At 63.7% G+C, this 14,456-nt stretch carries 15 protein-coding genes and 1 other annotated feature; of the genes, 14 read left to right on the forward strand and 1 reads right to left on the reverse strand.

What is annotated here, in order from left to right; all coding sequences use genetic code 11:
* The first annotated feature begins 30 nt into the window (after positions 1-30).
* From C2U30_RS20030 to C2U30_RS20040, 3 genes are all read left to right on the forward strand, one after another.
* Positions 31-651: a FlgO family outer membrane protein gene (locus C2U30_RS20030; RefSeq protein WP_010673310.1), complete on the forward strand. Its 621-nt coding sequence runs from the start codon at positions 31-33 to the stop codon at positions 649-651.
* An 88-nt stretch (positions 652-739) separates the two neighbouring features.
* Complete coding sequence (locus C2U30_RS20035; protein WP_010673311.1) at positions 740-1,165, forward strand: LPP20 family lipoprotein; 426 nt, start codon at positions 740-742, stop codon at positions 1,163-1,165.
* 400 nt (positions 1,166-1,565) lie between these two features.
* Entirely contained in the window at positions 1,566-2,768 is a 1,203-nt protein-coding gene (locus tag C2U30_RS20040) for an ISL3-like element ISAeme19 family transposase (RefSeq protein ID WP_076611394.1), read from the forward strand.
* A 290-nt stretch (positions 2,769-3,058) separates the two neighbouring features.
* Here C2U30_RS20040 and pheA read toward each other — a convergent pair whose 3' ends face one another.
* Entirely contained in the window at positions 3,059-4,231 is a 1,173-nt protein-coding gene (gene pheA, locus C2U30_RS20045) for a prephenate dehydratase (protein ID WP_103244400.1), read from the reverse strand.
* Positions 4,232-4,269: 38 nt separating this feature from the next.
* Positions 4,270-4,403, reverse strand: a sequence feature (Phe leader region).
* Between the two features lie 191 nt (positions 4,404-4,594).
* Here pheA and C2U30_RS20050 point away from each other — a divergent pair.
* The 11 genes from C2U30_RS20050 (at position 4,595) to C2U30_RS20100 (ending at position 14,382) form a co-directional block, all read left to right on the forward strand.
* Positions 4,595-5,194, forward strand: coding sequence for an HAD family hydrolase (locus C2U30_RS20050; RefSeq protein WP_103244401.1), 600 nt, complete (start codon positions 4,595-4,597; stop codon positions 5,192-5,194).
* A gap of 147 nt (positions 5,195-5,341) precedes the next feature.
* On the forward strand, positions 5,342-6,172 hold the full coding sequence (locus C2U30_RS20055; RefSeq protein ID WP_039041372.1) for a hypothetical protein: 831 nt from the start codon (positions 5,342-5,344) through the stop codon (positions 6,170-6,172).
* Positions 6,173-6,260: 88 nt separating this feature from the next.
* On the forward strand, positions 6,261-6,815 hold the full coding sequence (locus C2U30_RS20060) for a DUF3157 family protein (RefSeq protein ID WP_103244402.1): 555 nt from the start codon (positions 6,261-6,263) through the stop codon (positions 6,813-6,815).
* 178 nt (positions 6,816-6,993) lie between these two features.
* Positions 6,994-7,623 carry an outer membrane beta-barrel protein gene (locus C2U30_RS20065; RefSeq protein WP_039041374.1) on the forward strand — a complete coding sequence of 210 codons (630 nt, stop codon included), beginning with the start codon at positions 6,994-6,996 and terminating at the stop codon, positions 7,621-7,623.
* A 173-nt stretch (positions 7,624-7,796) separates the two neighbouring features.
* Positions 7,797-8,741: a YbgA family protein gene (locus tag C2U30_RS20070; protein ID WP_010673317.1), complete on the forward strand. Its 945-nt coding sequence runs from the start codon at positions 7,797-7,799 to the stop codon at positions 8,739-8,741.
* 139 nt (positions 8,742-8,880) lie between these two features.
* Positions 8,881-9,768 (forward strand): MerR family transcriptional regulator, encoded by an 888-nt coding sequence (locus C2U30_RS20075; protein WP_103244403.1) that lies wholly within the window; start codon positions 8,881-8,883, stop codon positions 9,766-9,768.
* Positions 9,765-11,189, forward strand: coding sequence for a deoxyribodipyrimidine photo-lyase (gene phrB, locus C2U30_RS20080; RefSeq protein ID WP_103244404.1), 1,425 nt, complete (start codon positions 9,765-9,767; stop codon positions 11,187-11,189). Before C2U30_RS20075 ends, phrB begins: the two co-directional genes overlap by 4 nt.
* Position 11,190: 1 nt before the next feature.
* Complete coding sequence (locus tag C2U30_RS20085; protein ID WP_010673320.1) at positions 11,191-11,619, forward strand: nuclear transport factor 2 family protein; 429 nt, start codon at positions 11,191-11,193, stop codon at positions 11,617-11,619.
* Positions 11,616-12,350, forward strand: a complete 735-nt coding sequence (locus C2U30_RS20090) for an SDR family NAD(P)-dependent oxidoreductase (RefSeq protein ID WP_010673321.1) — start codon at positions 11,616-11,618, stop codon at positions 12,348-12,350. Before C2U30_RS20085 ends, C2U30_RS20090 begins: the two co-directional genes overlap by 4 nt.
* Positions 12,347-13,606 carry an NAD(P)/FAD-dependent oxidoreductase gene (locus C2U30_RS20095; RefSeq protein WP_103244405.1) on the forward strand — a complete coding sequence of 420 codons (1,260 nt, stop codon included), beginning with the start codon at positions 12,347-12,349 and terminating at the stop codon, positions 13,604-13,606. Before C2U30_RS20090 ends, C2U30_RS20095 begins: the two co-directional genes overlap by 4 nt.
* Positions 13,603-14,382: a DUF1365 domain-containing protein gene (locus C2U30_RS20100; protein ID WP_103244406.1), complete on the forward strand. Its 780-nt coding sequence runs from the start codon at positions 13,603-13,605 to the stop codon at positions 14,380-14,382. The genes C2U30_RS20095 and C2U30_RS20100 overlap by 4 nt, the downstream gene beginning before the upstream one ends.
* The last annotated feature ends 74 nt before the right edge of the window (positions 14,383-14,456 follow it).

Here is a 14,456-nt window from a genome sequence, read left to right on the forward strand (position 1 = left end):
AGGTCAGGTGCAGATACAGGAAAGGTATCCATGAAGAGAGTTATCACGGTGCTGGCGGTGGCGCTGGCATTGGTCGGTTGCGGGTCGGCCGACCCCATCAATCGGGAGCTGGGAGACCCCCGCCAGGCGGCGAAGGGGATGGAGCTCAACTGGCTGGTGGCCCGCATGACGGATCAGCTGATGGAGCGCAAGTCTCTCACGACCCTGACCGAGCCCATTGCGGTCGCCTCCTTTGTCGATCTCGACACCCTGAAGGACACCAACTGGATGGGGCAGCAGATCGAGGAGAGCTTCATCTACGAGCTGAACCGGCGCGGTGAGGTGGTGGTGGACTTCAAGACCACGGGCAACATCCAGGTGACCCCGCAGGGGGACTTCGTGATGAGCCGAAACTACAAGGATCTCTCGTCCCGGCTACCCATCTCCCGCATCCTGACCGGCACCTTCAGCCGCAATCAGCAGGGGATCCTGGTCAACGCCCGCATCATTGATCTGCGCACCAAGATGGTGGAGACCACGGCCCAGAGCCTGATCCCGAAACAATATTTGTCCGGTGCCAGCAACTCCTTTGGCCGGGCCTCCATCAATCGCGGTTACCTGATGCGGGGGGGCCAGAGCCCGTCCGGCCATCTGGTCAACCTAACCCCTTGAGGTGGCGCGTCATGAAGCGTGAAGCGGGCTGGCTGACATTGAGCCGTGAAACATCGGGTATGGTGAACAGGAAAACGGGGAAACAGCGATGAAAATCTTGTTGGGTTGCCTGATGGCCATGTTGCTGACGGCGTGCAGTGGCAACCGGGTGGTGAACTATGACGTGGGCGAGAAGCCCGATGACTTCCCGGTGCTCAAGGCAGTGGGTTATGCGGTGATCGACATCCAGCCCGGTCCCTCCCAGTCCGAGAAGATGTTGCAGGCGATCCGCGCCTCCAAGATGGACGCCTACCGGGAGCTGGCGGAGCAGCTCAACGGCCAGCAGGTGCGCGGCCAGAGCAGCTACAAGGACCTGACCCAGACCTCCAACTCCCTGGATGTGTCGGTGGCGGGCATGGTGCGCGGTGCCCGGGTGGTGGCGACCTATCCCCGTGGCAACACCTATGCCACCGAGCTGGAGCTCGACACCCGCAACCTCTATCACCTGAACCAGCTGATGGCGGGCCAGTTCTAGGGTAGGTCCGGGGGGCGCCGGCATGAGCCCGGCGATCATCACGGCACAGACAAAGGCGAGCGCAGGCTCGCCTTTTTGTTTGGCCGGGAAGGGGCTCGGATTTGCGGGGAATAACCGGGGCTGGCGCCTTGGACTGCATTGGGCCTGGGGAGGATAAACGCGCTTGGCGTCTTGGGCGGTAACTGATCTTTGGCAGGAGAAACGGAGTTGATGGGCCGGGCGGGATCCGGCCTGTGGCGAGGAAAAACGGGGCTGAGGTAGAACAAGAGGCGCCCGGGCGCCGGAATAGTGGCCTTTTTTGTGGTTCTTCGCGGGATCTTGGGGAAGTGGAAGTTGACAGACAGGGTGCTGGTAAACTGGCTGTCTCCAAACACACCACCACCATCACCCTGCTGTCGCCGTGCATCATATTGATATTGCCTCCTTCTGGCCAGGTTATACCGTCATCGCCCAAGCGCTTTCTGCCAACCATCACACCCTGTTTACCCTTGAGCCTCGCGCCGACCTGTTGCCCCGTTGTCGCCGATGCCTGCAACCCACGCCATTGATCCACGACCAACGTATCCGCCGGGTGCGTGAGCGAGACCTATTTGACCGACAAGTCTGGTTACAACTGCCTGTTCGCCGCGTCGACTGTCTGCGCTGTGGTCGCGTCAGTGAACATATCGACTGGCTCCCCTCTGGCTCCCGCCTCACCCGGCGCATGCAGTGCTGGATTGAAGCGCTCGTTCAGTACCTCCCCATCCGCCATGTCAGCCAGCTCACCGGGGTCGGTTGGCACACCATCAAGGAGATCGACAAGCGCCGTTTGCAGACCAGTGTGGGCACCATCGAACTTGGGGAGGTGCGGCGGCTGGTGATGGATGAGTTTGCCCTGCACAAGGGACACCGCTATGCCACCGTGATCATGGATGCCGAGCGAACCCGCGTCCTGTGGGTGGGGCACGGCAACAGCCGGGCCGCTATCCGTCCCTTCTTCGAGCAGCTCGGCGAGCGATGCCAGCAGATTGAAGCGGTGGCGATGGACATGAACACGGCGTTCGACCTGGAGGTGAAGCAACACTGCCCGCAGGCGGAGGTGGTCTACGACCTGTTCCACGTGGTGGCTCGCTATGGCCGAGAGGTGGTGGACCGGGTGCGAGTGGAGCAGGCGAATGCACTGAAAAGCGATAAACCGGCGCGAAAAGTGGTCAAAAGTGCGCGTTGGTTGCTGCTACGTAATCGGGCGAAGTTGAGTGAAAAACAGGATGTGAAGTTGCAGGAGCTGTTGGCGGCGAATCAACCGCTGGCGATGGTGTACGTGCTGAAAGAGGGGTTGAAGGGCATCTGGTATGCGCCGAGCGTGTGGGAAGGATGGCGACGATGGCGGAGCTGGATGCGGCAGGTGAAGGAAAGCGGGCTAGCGCCGCTGCAACGATTTGGTCGAAATTTATCGAAATATATGCGGGGGATCCTGGCGAGTGCAAACTACCCGATGCACACGAGTGTGCTGGAAGGGGTGAACAACAAGATCAAAGTGATAAAGCGTATGGCATATGGATTTAGGGACTCAGAATACTTTTTTCTGAAAATCAAGGCGGCCTTCCCCGGAAAGCCGCGATGAACCTTTTTTGTTTAGGGAAATCTAACGATGTTGCCATGTCGTTAAATAAAGCCAAACGATAGAAAGGCCCGGCAGGCGGCAAAAGGGGGCCGCAACGGGAGGAAGATGGCCTGATGGTGAGTGGAAATACAGCCGCGCCAGGATCCCGGGTCCACGAGGAAGGGGGTGGAGGGCGGTTTAACGCCGGAAGGGAAGGGCGGGACTGGGCCGCGTCTCACGGGGAGGGAGCACAGAGCACTAAGGCGAGCCGGGGCTCGCCTTTGTGTGGCAGGGGCGGGATCCGCTCCCCATCAGCTTCCCATCAAGACGGGCGGCACGGCGGTCGGCTTGACGTCTTCGCTCGGGTAGCAGCCCAGCACCTTGATGTAGCGGGTGATCTTGGTCAGCTCCAGCAGGGCGGCCTGCATGGCCGGGGTCTGCAGGTTGGCGGAGACATCCAGGTAGAACATCTCCTCCCAGGGGTTGCCCTGCACCGGACGGGATTCCAGCTTGGTCATGTTGATCTCGTGGCTGCGCAGCACCAGCAGCGCCTCCACCAGGGAGCCCGGCTTCTGGGAGGTGGACATGATGAGGGTGGTCTTGGCCGGGATCTGGGGCGCAACGTCGATGGGCTTGCGCGCCACCACGATGAAGCGGCTGTAGTTCTCCTTCTGGTTGGCGAGCTGCTCGGCCAGCACGTCCAGGCCGTAGAGCTCGCCGCCGGCGGCGCTGCCGATGGCCGCCGCTTCCGGGCTTGCCAGCTCCTTGACCTTCATCATGGCGCTGGAGGAGGAGTCGCAGATCTCGTGGCGCGCCCCTTCCAGCTTGCTGAGGTAATGGGAGCACTGCTGGAACACCTGGGGATGGGCGTAGAAGGTCTTGATGCGGGACAGCTCGGTGGGCACGGCGGTGAGGATGCAGTGCTCGATGGGATAGGTGAGTTCACCCACGATGGAGAGGGTGGTGTGCTGCATCACGTCGTACACCTCGTTGATGGAGCCCGAGCTGGTGTTCTCGATGGGCAGCACCCCGAAGGCGGCACGGCCCGACTCCACGGTGTCCAGCACCTCGCGGAAGTTCTGGCAGTTCACCTCGATCACCTGATCCTTGTAGCGGGCCAGGTACTTGCGGGCGGCCAGGCTCGAGTAGGAGCCGCGCGGTCCCAGGTAGGCGACGCTGGTCATGGGCTCCTGCTGCTGGGGGTTGAGCAGGCTCTGCAGGTAGGCCTGCTGGGAGAGCACGGAGTCTTCGATGATGGTGTGGTAGATGCGGGTGATGTACTGGGCATCCAGTCCGAGGGCGCGCCCTTTCTGGATCAGGGCGACCAGCAAGTCCTGTTCGCGCTGGTGGTCACGGATGGGACGGGGATTGGCCTGCTTGGCGCGGGCGACCTCGATGCTGAGGGTCTTGCGTTTGGCCAGCAGGGCGAGCAGCTCCTGATCCAACTGGGTGATGTCGTGTCTGATCTCGTCGAGCGTTGCCATGGTGGTTCCCTATCCAGTGATTCTGTGGTGTGTGGTGCAAAAAAAAGCCTCCGCTGGGGAGGCTCGATTCGTCTTTGGTTTCTGTTTACGCGAATGGTTCACGTGACGACGGGCCTTCCCTCATGTGGGCCGGGTAAACGAGAAAACAAAGAAGAATGGTGTGTTCATGGGCGTGTCCTGAATGTAACGCCATAACCATTAAGGGATTTGGCGGTGCGATGCAAGTAAAACTTGCCCGGGGGCGTTGAACGGGGCAGGGTGGTGGCTCGGGTTGCCGAGGGGGAGTGAGCGTCGTTCTGGTCCCTGTTTGTGGCAACCGCCGTGACCACATCCGTGGCAACAACACATAGAGGGGACGAGACGATGGCGGTGATCTTCGATCTGGGCAGGGTGGTGGTGCGCTGGGATCCGGTGGCCATAGTGAGTGGGGTGCGCGGACCCGAGGGGGCGACTGCGATCGCGGAGCAGCTGTTCAACCACCCGGACTGGCTGGAGGTGGACAGGGGGACCCTCTCCCTGCACACCATGGCCCGTCAGGCGCAGGGGCGCACCGGCCTGTCGATGGCGGAGAATCTGGCCATCTTGCAGGCGGTGCCGTCCTCCCTTGTGCCGGATCCTGCCATGGTGGAGCTCATCGAAGAATTGCACGGTGCAGGCCACCCCCTCTATGCCCTCTCCAACATGGGGCACGCCAGCATCGACTGGCTGGAGCAGCATCAGTCCTTCTGGCGCTTCTTCAGCGGCAAGGTGGTGTCGGCCCGGGTGCGAATGCTCAAACCCGAGCCCGACATCTACCGCTATCTGCTGGTGTCGTTCGACCTCAAGGCTGGGGAGTGCCTCTTTATCGACGACAGCCCGGCCAACGTGGCGGCGGCCGAGGCGCTCGGTCTGCGGGGGCTGATCTTCACCGATCCGGCCCGGTGCCGGGCGCATCTGATCGCTCAGGGGTTGTTGCCTGCCTGAGGGGCGCCAGTTTCGCTTCGCAGCGAAAAAAGTGGGCAAAACCTTGATTGAGGGCAAATAACGTACAGCTTTATCCATGCTCTTTAAGTGTATATTCAGCTTGGTGCGGGCAAAATGGTATCCAGTTCATCATCCGGAGTTGTTGTTATGGATGCCAATGTCGTTGCGCTGAATCGGGGATACGATCAGACCTTTCAAGCCAGGGAACAGAGGCTCATCAACACCCTGGCCGGTTACAGCGAACTGCTTGTCTCCTTCTCCGGCCGACTGGAATCCTGCTACAGCATGGATCTGTGCCGGGCCAGCGGGGTGCGATTTCGCGCCATCACCCTGGACAACCCCACCCTCAGCCGCCAGTCGGTGGCCAGGGCACAGCGCTACTGCCGGCACTACGGCATCCCCCATCAGGTGCTCAAGACCGACGAGATGATCTTCAGCGCCCACCTGGGCCACCTCGCCGAGGTGACCGACCCGGTGCGCTACCTCTGCCAGCAGCTCGAACATGAAGAGGGCCCGCCGCTGCTGATGTCGGCCTCGGTGGAGGAGAAGCGGGAGTACCTGCGCCGATTCCACAGCCTGCCCGCCAACACCCTCTGGATCTTTGCCGAGCAGGGGATGACCAACCGGGATTTTCGCTACGGCTTTCACCAGCGGCAACTGGCGCTCTGGGGAGACGTGGGGGAGGCCTGCCTGAGCCGGCGGTTTGTCGATATGACTTCCCTGGACAGGCGGCACCTGCGGATGGTCGACATGGCCGAGCAGATGCTGGTGGACATGGGGCTGGGGGGCGCCCAGGTCTTCTTCCATACCCTGGGTGACAGGGTCACCACCCTTGCGAGGATCCGGGTGCCCGAACGGCTGCGGGCCCTGGTGTTCGACATGCAGCCCACCATCCAGAAGGCCCTCAGGAGTGCCCAGTTCGATCTGGTGACCCTGGATCTGGCCACGCTGGAGGATCCCCACCCCCTGGTCATCTGAGCCGGGGCGTAACGTGAGGGGGGTCATAGGCAAGGAGGGCACGACTCTTTATACTGCCCCCTTCGCATCCTTTATCGAGTGCCTGCCCATGAAACCCCTCTCCCGACTGCTGGTCGCCCTCTGTCTGTGCCCTCTGCTGGCCGAGGCGGCTCCCCTGCACCAGATCACCTTGCCGGATGGTCGCCAGGTGCAACTCAATGACGATTTCACCTGGGAATACCTGCTGGTCAAGCCGGCAGCCACGGTAGCCGGTCAGGCAGTGACGGCGAGTGTCGCGGCCCCGGTGCTGACCGAGCAGGCCATGGCCCATCCCGACTTGCTCTCCCAGGCGACCCGGGACGGCATCACGGTGAAGCTGGACCAGGTCGCGGGGGACGATCCCCTCAGCCTGCAGTTCGTGGTGAGCAACACCGGCAGTCGCAACGTGGTGCGCGTCAACGGCAGCCTGACCCTGTTCAGCGCCGACGGGGTGCAGCTCTCGAGCGAGCCCGTGCGCTTCTGGGTCGGGGAGAACCGCCTGCCTGACTCCTACCTGCGCAAGGGGGAGGCACGCGCCTCCCGGGCCATCGAGCTGGCACGACCCGCCGGCCTCATCGGCAAGCCGCTGGTGCGGGTGCAGATCGACGAGGTGGAGTTCCGCTAGGATGACAGCGGGGGAGCCCTCGCTCCCCCGCAGAGTGTTGCACCGGTAACCGCCAGCAATATCCGCTTACATCTGACATGGTTTGGCAACAGCTTGCTCCTCGGCGTTGCCCCCTTTGCCCGTCACAATGGCTCCATTCCAGTTAGGTCCGCCTAACTCAACCCATGGAGTCAACAAAATGCAAAAGATCGCACTGTCTGTTCTGGTTCTGGCCGGTCTCTCTTCCACCTCCGTCCTGGCGCAAGATGCCTTCAGCTATGCCAAGGGCTCTGCCACCTGGGCCCACACCAAGTCTGACTACATCGGTGGCAAGGATGGGGAGAACCGCGACTTCGGCGGCCTGAGCCTGGATCTCTCCAAGAGCTTCACCAGCAATGTCTACGGCCGGATCGGCAGCGAATACACCTCCCGCAGCAGCGGCAACGACAGCATGGCCATCTCCAGCCTGGGGATGGGTGTCTACACCCCCCTCAGCACCGGCCTGAACCTCTACGGTGAAACCGGCCTGATGGGCTACAGCCTGGAACGGGAGCTGGCCTCCGACGTGAACCACTCCGGTTGGGATACCCTGGCCCGCAAGAAGAGCGGCAGCCTCTACGGAGAAGTGGGCCTGCGCTACGACATCGGCGCCGTCGAGCTCTCCACCGGCTATCGCTACGCCAACATGACCGACGACATGCACGACTTCAAGGCGGGGGCGGCGTACAAGCTGACCCAGAACCTGGCCCTCACCGCCGACTACACCTATCGCAACTGGGATCTGCAAAAAGGCTCCATCTCCAGCCTGGGTGTGAAATACAGCTTCTGATCATCCTTCCTGCAGGGTCTTCACCTTTACCCATGACTTCGGTCATGGGTTTTTTTTATGGGGGCTGATCCGCCCGCCGCCCCCTGGCCGTATCAGTTCGCAATAGTTATACAGCTTCCAATCTTTTGTATAACTGCTATAACTTACTCAAGGCTTATACAAGGGGCTTCATCATGTACAAGATCAAGGTCGGTATCAGTGCCTGTCTGCTCGGTCAGGAAGTGCGCTTCGACGGGGGCCACAAACGATCCAGTTTCTGCGAACGGGATCTGGGCGCCCATTTCGACTATCACCCCGTCTGCCCCGAGATGGCCATTGGCCTGGGCGCACCCCGCGCCGCCATCCGGCTGGTGAAACGCCAGGGCGAGGTGCGGGCCGAGGCAAGCAACGGCAGCTTCGACGTTACCGACAAGCTGATTGCCTTCAGCGAGCAGAAGGCACGCCAGCTCGACTTCCTCTCCGGCTACATCCTCTGCGCCAAGTCCCCCAGCTGCGGCATGGAGCGGGTGCGCATCTATGGCGCCAACAACGAGGGGAGCGCCAAGGAGGGGGTCGGCCTCTTTGCCAAGGCGCTGATGGAGGCCAACCCCCTGCTGCCGGTGGAGGAAGATGGCCGCCTGTGCGACCCCATCCTGCGGGAGAACTTCGTGCTGCGGGTCTTCGCCTACCACGACTGGCAGCAGCTCTGCGCCCGGGGGATCACCGCCTCAGCCCTGATCCGCTTCCATTCACGCTACAAGTACCTGGTGCTCTCCCACGCCACCACCCACTACCGGGCGCTGGGGCGCCTGCTCGCCAACCTTGGCAAGGCCAACTTGCAGGAGGTGGCCGACAGCTACATCCAGGGGTTGATGGCGGCGCTGACCCTACGGGCCAACCGCCGCAGCCACACCAATGTGCTGATGCACCTGCAGGGCTACTTCAAGCGGGTGCTGACCCCGGCCCAGAAGCAGGAGCTGTGCGACACCATCGACAAGTACCGCACCGGCGTCTTCCCGTTGCTGGTGCCCCTTACCCTGATCCGCCACTACCTGCGCGAGTACCCGAACCCCTATCTCGCCGAGCAGGTGTACCTCAATCCCCATCCCGACACGCTGAAATTGCGTTACGGGCTGTGAAGGTGTGGCTGGATTTGGCCGATCAGGCCTACCTCGACCTTCATCCCGACACGCTCAAGCTGCGCTACGGGCTCTGAACACCCTGTGCAGGCCCCGGCGGATCACCGGGGCCTCTTCCCAACGTCTGATGGACTCTCTCATGTCTGATGAATCACAAGCCGCCGCGCCTCTCCCCGACGAGGGCGTCTACCCCATTCGCGAGGTCTCCCGCCTCACCGGCGTCAACGCCGTCACCCTGCGCGCCTGGCAGCGCCGCTACGGGCTGGTGCAACCGGCCCGAACCGAGAAGGGCCATCGCCTCTACAGCGAGCAGGACATCCGCCAGATAGGCGAGATCCTGAGCTGGCTGGAGCGGGGGGTGAGCATAGGTCAGGTGAAGGGGCTGTTGAGCGAGCCCCAGAGTGCGCCAGTGAGCGATCACTGGCAGCAGACCCTGGAGCAGTTCAGCCAGGCGCTGCTCGCCTTCAACCAGCGCAAGGCGGAGGCCGAGCTTGGCGATCTGCTGGCGAGCTACCCCTTCGAGCTGGTGCGCAGCCGGGTACTGCAGCCCCTGGTGGAGCGGCTGCTGGGGCTGTGGCGCGAGCGTCCCGATGGCGAGCTGCTGCAACAGGTGTGGCTCGGCTGGCTGCATACCCGCTTCGCCCGCCACCTCATCGAGCAGGAGAAAGGCGTGCCCGTCACCCTGGCAAGCTGGGGGCAGGTGGGGCCGCTGGATCTGGTCTGGGCTGCGTATGAGCTCATTGGTCAGGGTTATGAGGTGCAACTGCTGGGGGCGGTGGAGCCCCGCCATGCCACCTTGCTGGAGGGGCGCGCCACTCCCCCCTGGCTGATCCTGCTGGGGGCCGGGCTCGGCAAACAGGACCAGGCCGCCGAATGGCCTGCGGGTACCCGCTTCTTTGGCGAGCTGGGACGCCTCTACGATGAGCCGTGGCGGCGTGCCCGCAACTGGCACGCCACCCTGGCAGAGGTCAGTGTGACGACCCGCACTGCCAAGGCGAAGGGCAAGGGCGGGAGAACACCGTCATGAGGCTGGTCTGGTTTCGCAACGATCTGCGTCTGGCCGACAACCCGGCCCTGCGCCACGCCTGCGCCGGAGATGAACCGGTCGCCGCACTCTTCATCGTCTCGCCGACCCAGTGGCAGACGCACAAGCTGGCCCCGGTCCGCCAGCGCTTCATGCTGGCACAGGTGGATGCCATGGGCCGCGAGCTGGCGGCCCTCGGCATTCCGCTTCATCTGCTGCGGGTCGAGACCTTTGCCGAGGTGCCGACGGCGCTGACGGCGCTTTGCCGGGAGCTCGGGGTGAGCCAGCTCTACGCCAACCAGGCCATCGAGATTGACGAGCTGCGCCGCGACCACGCCGTCAGCGCCGCGCTGGGGGAGCAGGGCATGACCAGCCACTGGTTCAACGGCTGCTGCGTGCTGCCGCCCGGTCGGGTGCTGACCGGGTCGGGGGAGATGTTCAAGGTCTTCACCCCCTTCAGCCGCGCCTGGCTCAAGGCTCTCGAGGAGGATGGCTTCGTCATTCACCGTGCCCCCGCACCACGCGGCGAGCCGTTGCCGTGGCTGCCCCTGGCCGAGCGGGAGTGGGTGGACGACGGGCTGGGGGAGCTGACGGCGGACACCCGCTGGCCGGTGGGGGAGGCCGAGGCGAGCCGCCGGTTGCACGCTTTTCTGGATCAGGCGGTGCTCGATTACGGCGAGACCCGGGACTTTCCGGCGCTGGCGGGCACCTCCGTGCTCTCCCCCTATCTGGCGGCGGGCATCATCAGTGCCCGCCAGTGCGTGGGGGCGCTGCAGCAGCGTCTCGGCTACCGGCCCCTGTCGAAGGCCCAACCCGGTTTTGTCTGGCTCAACGAGCTCATCTGGCGCGAGTTCTACCGCCACTTGCTGGTGCTGATCCCGAGCCTCTCCATGAACCGCCCCTTCAAGCCGGAGACGGCGGCCCTGCCGTGGAGCTGGGATCCGGATGCCTTCGCCGCCTGGTGCGAGGGGCGCACCGGCTACCCCGTGGTCGATGCGGCCATGCGTTGCCTCAACGCCACCGGCTGGATGCACAACCGGCTGCGGATGATAGTGGCGAGCTTCCTCACCAAGGATCTCCATATCCACTGGCGGCTTGGGGAGGACTACTTCATGAGTCGGCTCATCGACGGGGATCTGGCGGCCAACAATGGCGGCTGGCAGTGGGCGGCGGGGACCGGGGCCGATGCGGCGCCCTATTTCCGGGTCTTCAACCCCACCACCCAGGGGCAACGATTTGATCCACAAGGGGAGTTCATTCGTACCTGGGTCACTGAGCTGGCGGATGTGCCTGCTGCCTATCTCCACGAGCCCCACGACTGGTTGCGGCTCAAGGGGCGGCAGGATTATCCGGCCCCCATGGTGGATCATGCCGTTGCACGGGTGAGGGCCATCGAGATGTTCCGCGAACTGGAGAAAAACTAGCATGAATGACGCGCTGGCCCGCTTTGTCATCCTCTACCTGCAATTGGACAAGCATCAGTTGCACCGCTTGCCGGAGGTCTATGCCGATGAGGTGCTCTTCATCGATCCTGCGCACCGGATAGAGGGGCTTGCCGCGCTCACCCGTTACTTTTCCTCCCTTTATGAGCGCCTTGCCCAGTGCAGTTTCGAGATAACGAGTCAGCAGCAGTCGGGCAACGAAGCCTGGCTCGCCTGGGTCATGACCTTCTCCCACCCCAGGATTGCCGGTGGTCGGGCCGTCAGGGTCGAGGGGGCCACCCGGCTGACGTTCGACTCCTGGGGCAAGGTGTGCCTGCACCGGGACTACTTCGATCTCGGGGCCATGCTCTACGAGCAGTTGCCACTGCTGGGGCCCGTGGTACGGGCCATCAAGGGGAGGCTGGGGACATGAGCGGCCGGGTGCTGATCACCGGGGCCACCTCGGGCATCGGCCGCCAGCTGGCGCTGGATTATCGGCGCGCCGGCTGGCAGGTGTGGGGTTGTGGCCGGGACGAGGTGCGCTTGCAGGCACTGGCCGACCTGGGGATCACCCCTTTGCGATTTGATGCGCGCGACAGCGCCGCCATGGCCGGGGTGGCCGCGAGTCTGCCCGCCCTCGACCTGCTCATCCTCAATGCGGGCAACTGTGAATACATGGATCCGGCAGAAGGCTTTGACGGCGCCCTGTTTGCCCGGGTCATCGAGACCAACCTCATTGCCACCGGCAACGCCCTGGCCGCCTTGCTGCCGCGGTTGGGGGCGGGTGGACGGCTTGCCATCGTCAGCTCCTCGGTGAGCTGGCTGCCCCTGCCACGGGCGGAGGCCTATGGCGCCTCCAAGGCGGCCCTCGATTATCTGGCGGATACGTTGCGCCTGGATCTGGCCAGCAAGGGCATCGGGGTGACCCTGATCCGCCCGGGCTTCGTGCAGACGCCGCTCACCGACAAGAATGATTTTCCCATGCCCTGCCTGGTGACGGTGGAAGAGGCTTCCCGCGCCATCATGACGGGGCTTGCCGCCGGTCGCCACCAGATCCACTTTCCCCGTCGCTTCATCTGGCTGCTGCGCCTGCTCGGCGCCCTGCCGACAGGGCTCTGGCTGCGCCTTGGCCGCACACTCGTTTCGAAAGGACGCCCTTCATGAAGAAAAAGATCGCCATCGTCGGCTCCGGTATCTCCGGTCTCACCGCCGGTTTTCTGCTCCACAAGCTGCATGACATCACCCTGTTCGAGGCGGCGCCGACCCTGGGAGGCCACACCGCCACCGTGGAGGTGGAACAGGCTGGGCGCCACTATGCCATCGACACCGGCTTCATCGTCTTCAATGACCGCACCTATCCCAACTTCCTCAAATTGCTGGAGCGCATCGGGGTGGGGCGCCAACCCGCCGAGATGAGCTTCTCGGTCAAGAGTCCCGAGGGGATGGAGTACAACGGCCACAACCTCGATACCCTGTTCGCCCGGCGCCGCAATCTGCTGAGCCCGCGCTTCTATCGCTTCGTCGCCGAGATCCTGCGCTTCAACCGGGAGGCGCGGGCCTGGCTGGCCGCGCATCGCCAGCGGGAGCTGACCCCCGAGCTGACCCTGGGGGACTTCCTGCTGGCGGGGAAATTCAGCGACTATTTCGCCCGCCACTACATCCTGCCCATGGGAGCGGCCATCTGGTCCTCCACCCTGGCGGACATGCGTGCCTTCCCCTTGAGCTTCTTCCTGCGGTTTTTCGCCAACCACGGGCTGCTGGAGGTGGCGAACCGGCCCCAGTGGTATGTGATCCCGGGAGGCTCGCGAGAGTACATAGGGCCGCTCACGGCGGGCTGGCAGTCGCGCATCCGCCTCGCTACCCCGGTGGAGGCGGTGCGCCGGGTGGCGGATGGCGTCGTGGTCACCAGCCAGGGGCAGGAGGCCCATTTTGACGAGGTGATCTTCGCCTGTCACAGCGATCAGGCCCTGGCCCTGCTGGCGGATGCGAGCGACGGAGAGAGGGCCATCCTCGGGAACATGCCCTATCAGGCCAACGACGTCTGGCTGCACACCGACGCCTCTTGTCTGCCGATGCGCCGCAAGGCGTGGGCGAGCTGGAACTACCAGCTCGGTGAGGATGACGGGGCGCGCCCCCTGGTGAGCTACAACATGAACATCCTGCAGGGGGTAAGCTCCTCCGCGCCCTTCTGCGTCAGCCTCAATCCCAGTGGACGGGTGGACGAGAGCAAGGTGTTGCGCCGTTTCGTCTATCATCATCCGGTATTCAATCAGGGCTCCATCGCCGCCCAGCAGCGACGGGGCGAGATCTGTGGCCATCAGCATACCCACTTCTGCGGGGCTTACTGGTACAACGGTTTTCACGAGGACGGGGTGCGCAGCGCCCTGGACGTGGCCAGACGCTTCGGGGCCGAGCTATGAGCGGCGCCGCGGCCTTGACGCAGGGGGACGAGGGAATGGGGGAGGGGATCAGCGCCATCTGGCAAGGCTCGGTGCGCCATCGCCGCTTCGCCCCCAGGGCCCACGCTTTTTCATACAGCCTCTTCATGCTGGGGCTGGATCTGGACGAACTGCCCGGGCTTGAGCAGGGGCGCTGGTTTGCCGTGGAGCGGGCCGGACTGCTCTCGTTTCGCCGCGAGGACTATCTGCGGGGCAGCGAAGGGCCCCTCAAGCAGGCGGTCTGGGACAAGGTGGCGGCCCTTGGGGGGGATGCGGAGCCCGGCGGGCGGGTGCTGCTCCTTGGCAACGTGCGCTGCCTCGGGTTTTATTTCAGCCCGGTTAATTTCTATTTCTGCGATCGGGCGGGGGAGACCCGCTACCTGCTGGCTGAGGTCTCCAATACCCCCTGGAACGAGCGTCACTACTACCTGCTGGATCTGGCGGCGCTCTCCCCCCATGACAAGGATTTTCATGTCTCCCCCTTCATGGGGCTGGGGATGCGCTACCACTGGCGCATCCGGGCGCCGAAAGAGGAGGCGCTGATCCATATCGAGAGCCACCCCGTATCCGGTGAGAGCAAGCTGTTTGACGCCACCCTGGCCCTGCGCCGCGCGCCGCTGTCGCGCAAGGGGCTGGCGGCGCTGCTGGCTCGCTGGCCCTGGATGACCCTGAAGGTGCTGCTCGGGATCTACTGGCAGGCCCTGCGCCTTTTTATCAAACGCACCCCCATCTTCACCCATCCGGAGAGCCGCCCGTGACGCTGACACACCCGTTTAACTCCGCTTCCTGGTGTTGTCAGCAGCTCATGGTGCGGGTTCATCCCAACCGAACG

The sequence above is a fragment of the Aeromonas sp. ASNIH5 genome (assembly GCF_002902865.1).
Taxonomy (GTDB): Bacteria; Pseudomonadota; Gammaproteobacteria; order Enterobacterales; family Aeromonadaceae; genus Aeromonas; species Aeromonas caviae.

Coding starts and splice junctions, on each gene's coding strand:
- C2U30_RS20030 (WP_010673310.1), top strand. CDS start 31: ATGAAGAGAGTTATCACGGTGCTGGCGGTGGCGCTGGCATTGGTCGGT.
- C2U30_RS20035 (WP_010673311.1), top strand. CDS start 740: ATGAAAATCTTGTTGGGTTGCCTGATGGCCATGTTGCTGACGGCGTGC.
- pheA (WP_103244400.1), bottom strand. CDS start 4,231: ATGGCAACGCTCGACGAGATCAGACACGACATCACCCAGTTGGATCAG.
- C2U30_RS20050 (WP_103244401.1), top strand. CDS start 4,595: ATGGCGGTGATCTTCGATCTGGGCAGGGTGGTGGTGCGCTGGGATCCG.
- C2U30_RS20055 (WP_039041372.1), top strand. CDS start 5,342: ATGGATGCCAATGTCGTTGCGCTGAATCGGGGATACGATCAGACCTTT.
- C2U30_RS20060 (WP_103244402.1), top strand. CDS start 6,261: ATGAAACCCCTCTCCCGACTGCTGGTCGCCCTCTGTCTGTGCCCTCTG.
- C2U30_RS20065 (WP_039041374.1), top strand. CDS start 6,994: ATGCAAAAGATCGCACTGTCTGTTCTGGTTCTGGCCGGTCTCTCTTCC.
- C2U30_RS20070 (WP_010673317.1), top strand. CDS start 7,797: ATGTACAAGATCAAGGTCGGTATCAGTGCCTGTCTGCTCGGTCAGGAA.
- C2U30_RS20075 (WP_103244403.1), top strand. CDS start 8,881: ATGTCTGATGAATCACAAGCCGCCGCGCCTCTCCCCGACGAGGGCGTC.
- phrB (WP_103244404.1), top strand. CDS start 9,765: ATGAGGCTGGTCTGGTTTCGCAACGATCTGCGTCTGGCCGACAACCCG.
- C2U30_RS20085 (WP_010673320.1), top strand. CDS start 11,191: ATGAATGACGCGCTGGCCCGCTTTGTCATCCTCTACCTGCAATTGGAC.
- C2U30_RS20090 (WP_010673321.1), top strand. CDS start 11,616: ATGAGCGGCCGGGTGCTGATCACCGGGGCCACCTCGGGCATCGGCCGC.
- C2U30_RS20095 (WP_103244405.1), top strand. CDS start 12,347: ATGAAGAAAAAGATCGCCATCGTCGGCTCCGGTATCTCCGGTCTCACC.
- C2U30_RS20100 (WP_103244406.1), top strand. CDS start 13,603: ATGAGCGGCGCCGCGGCCTTGACGCAGGGGGACGAGGGAATGGGGGAG.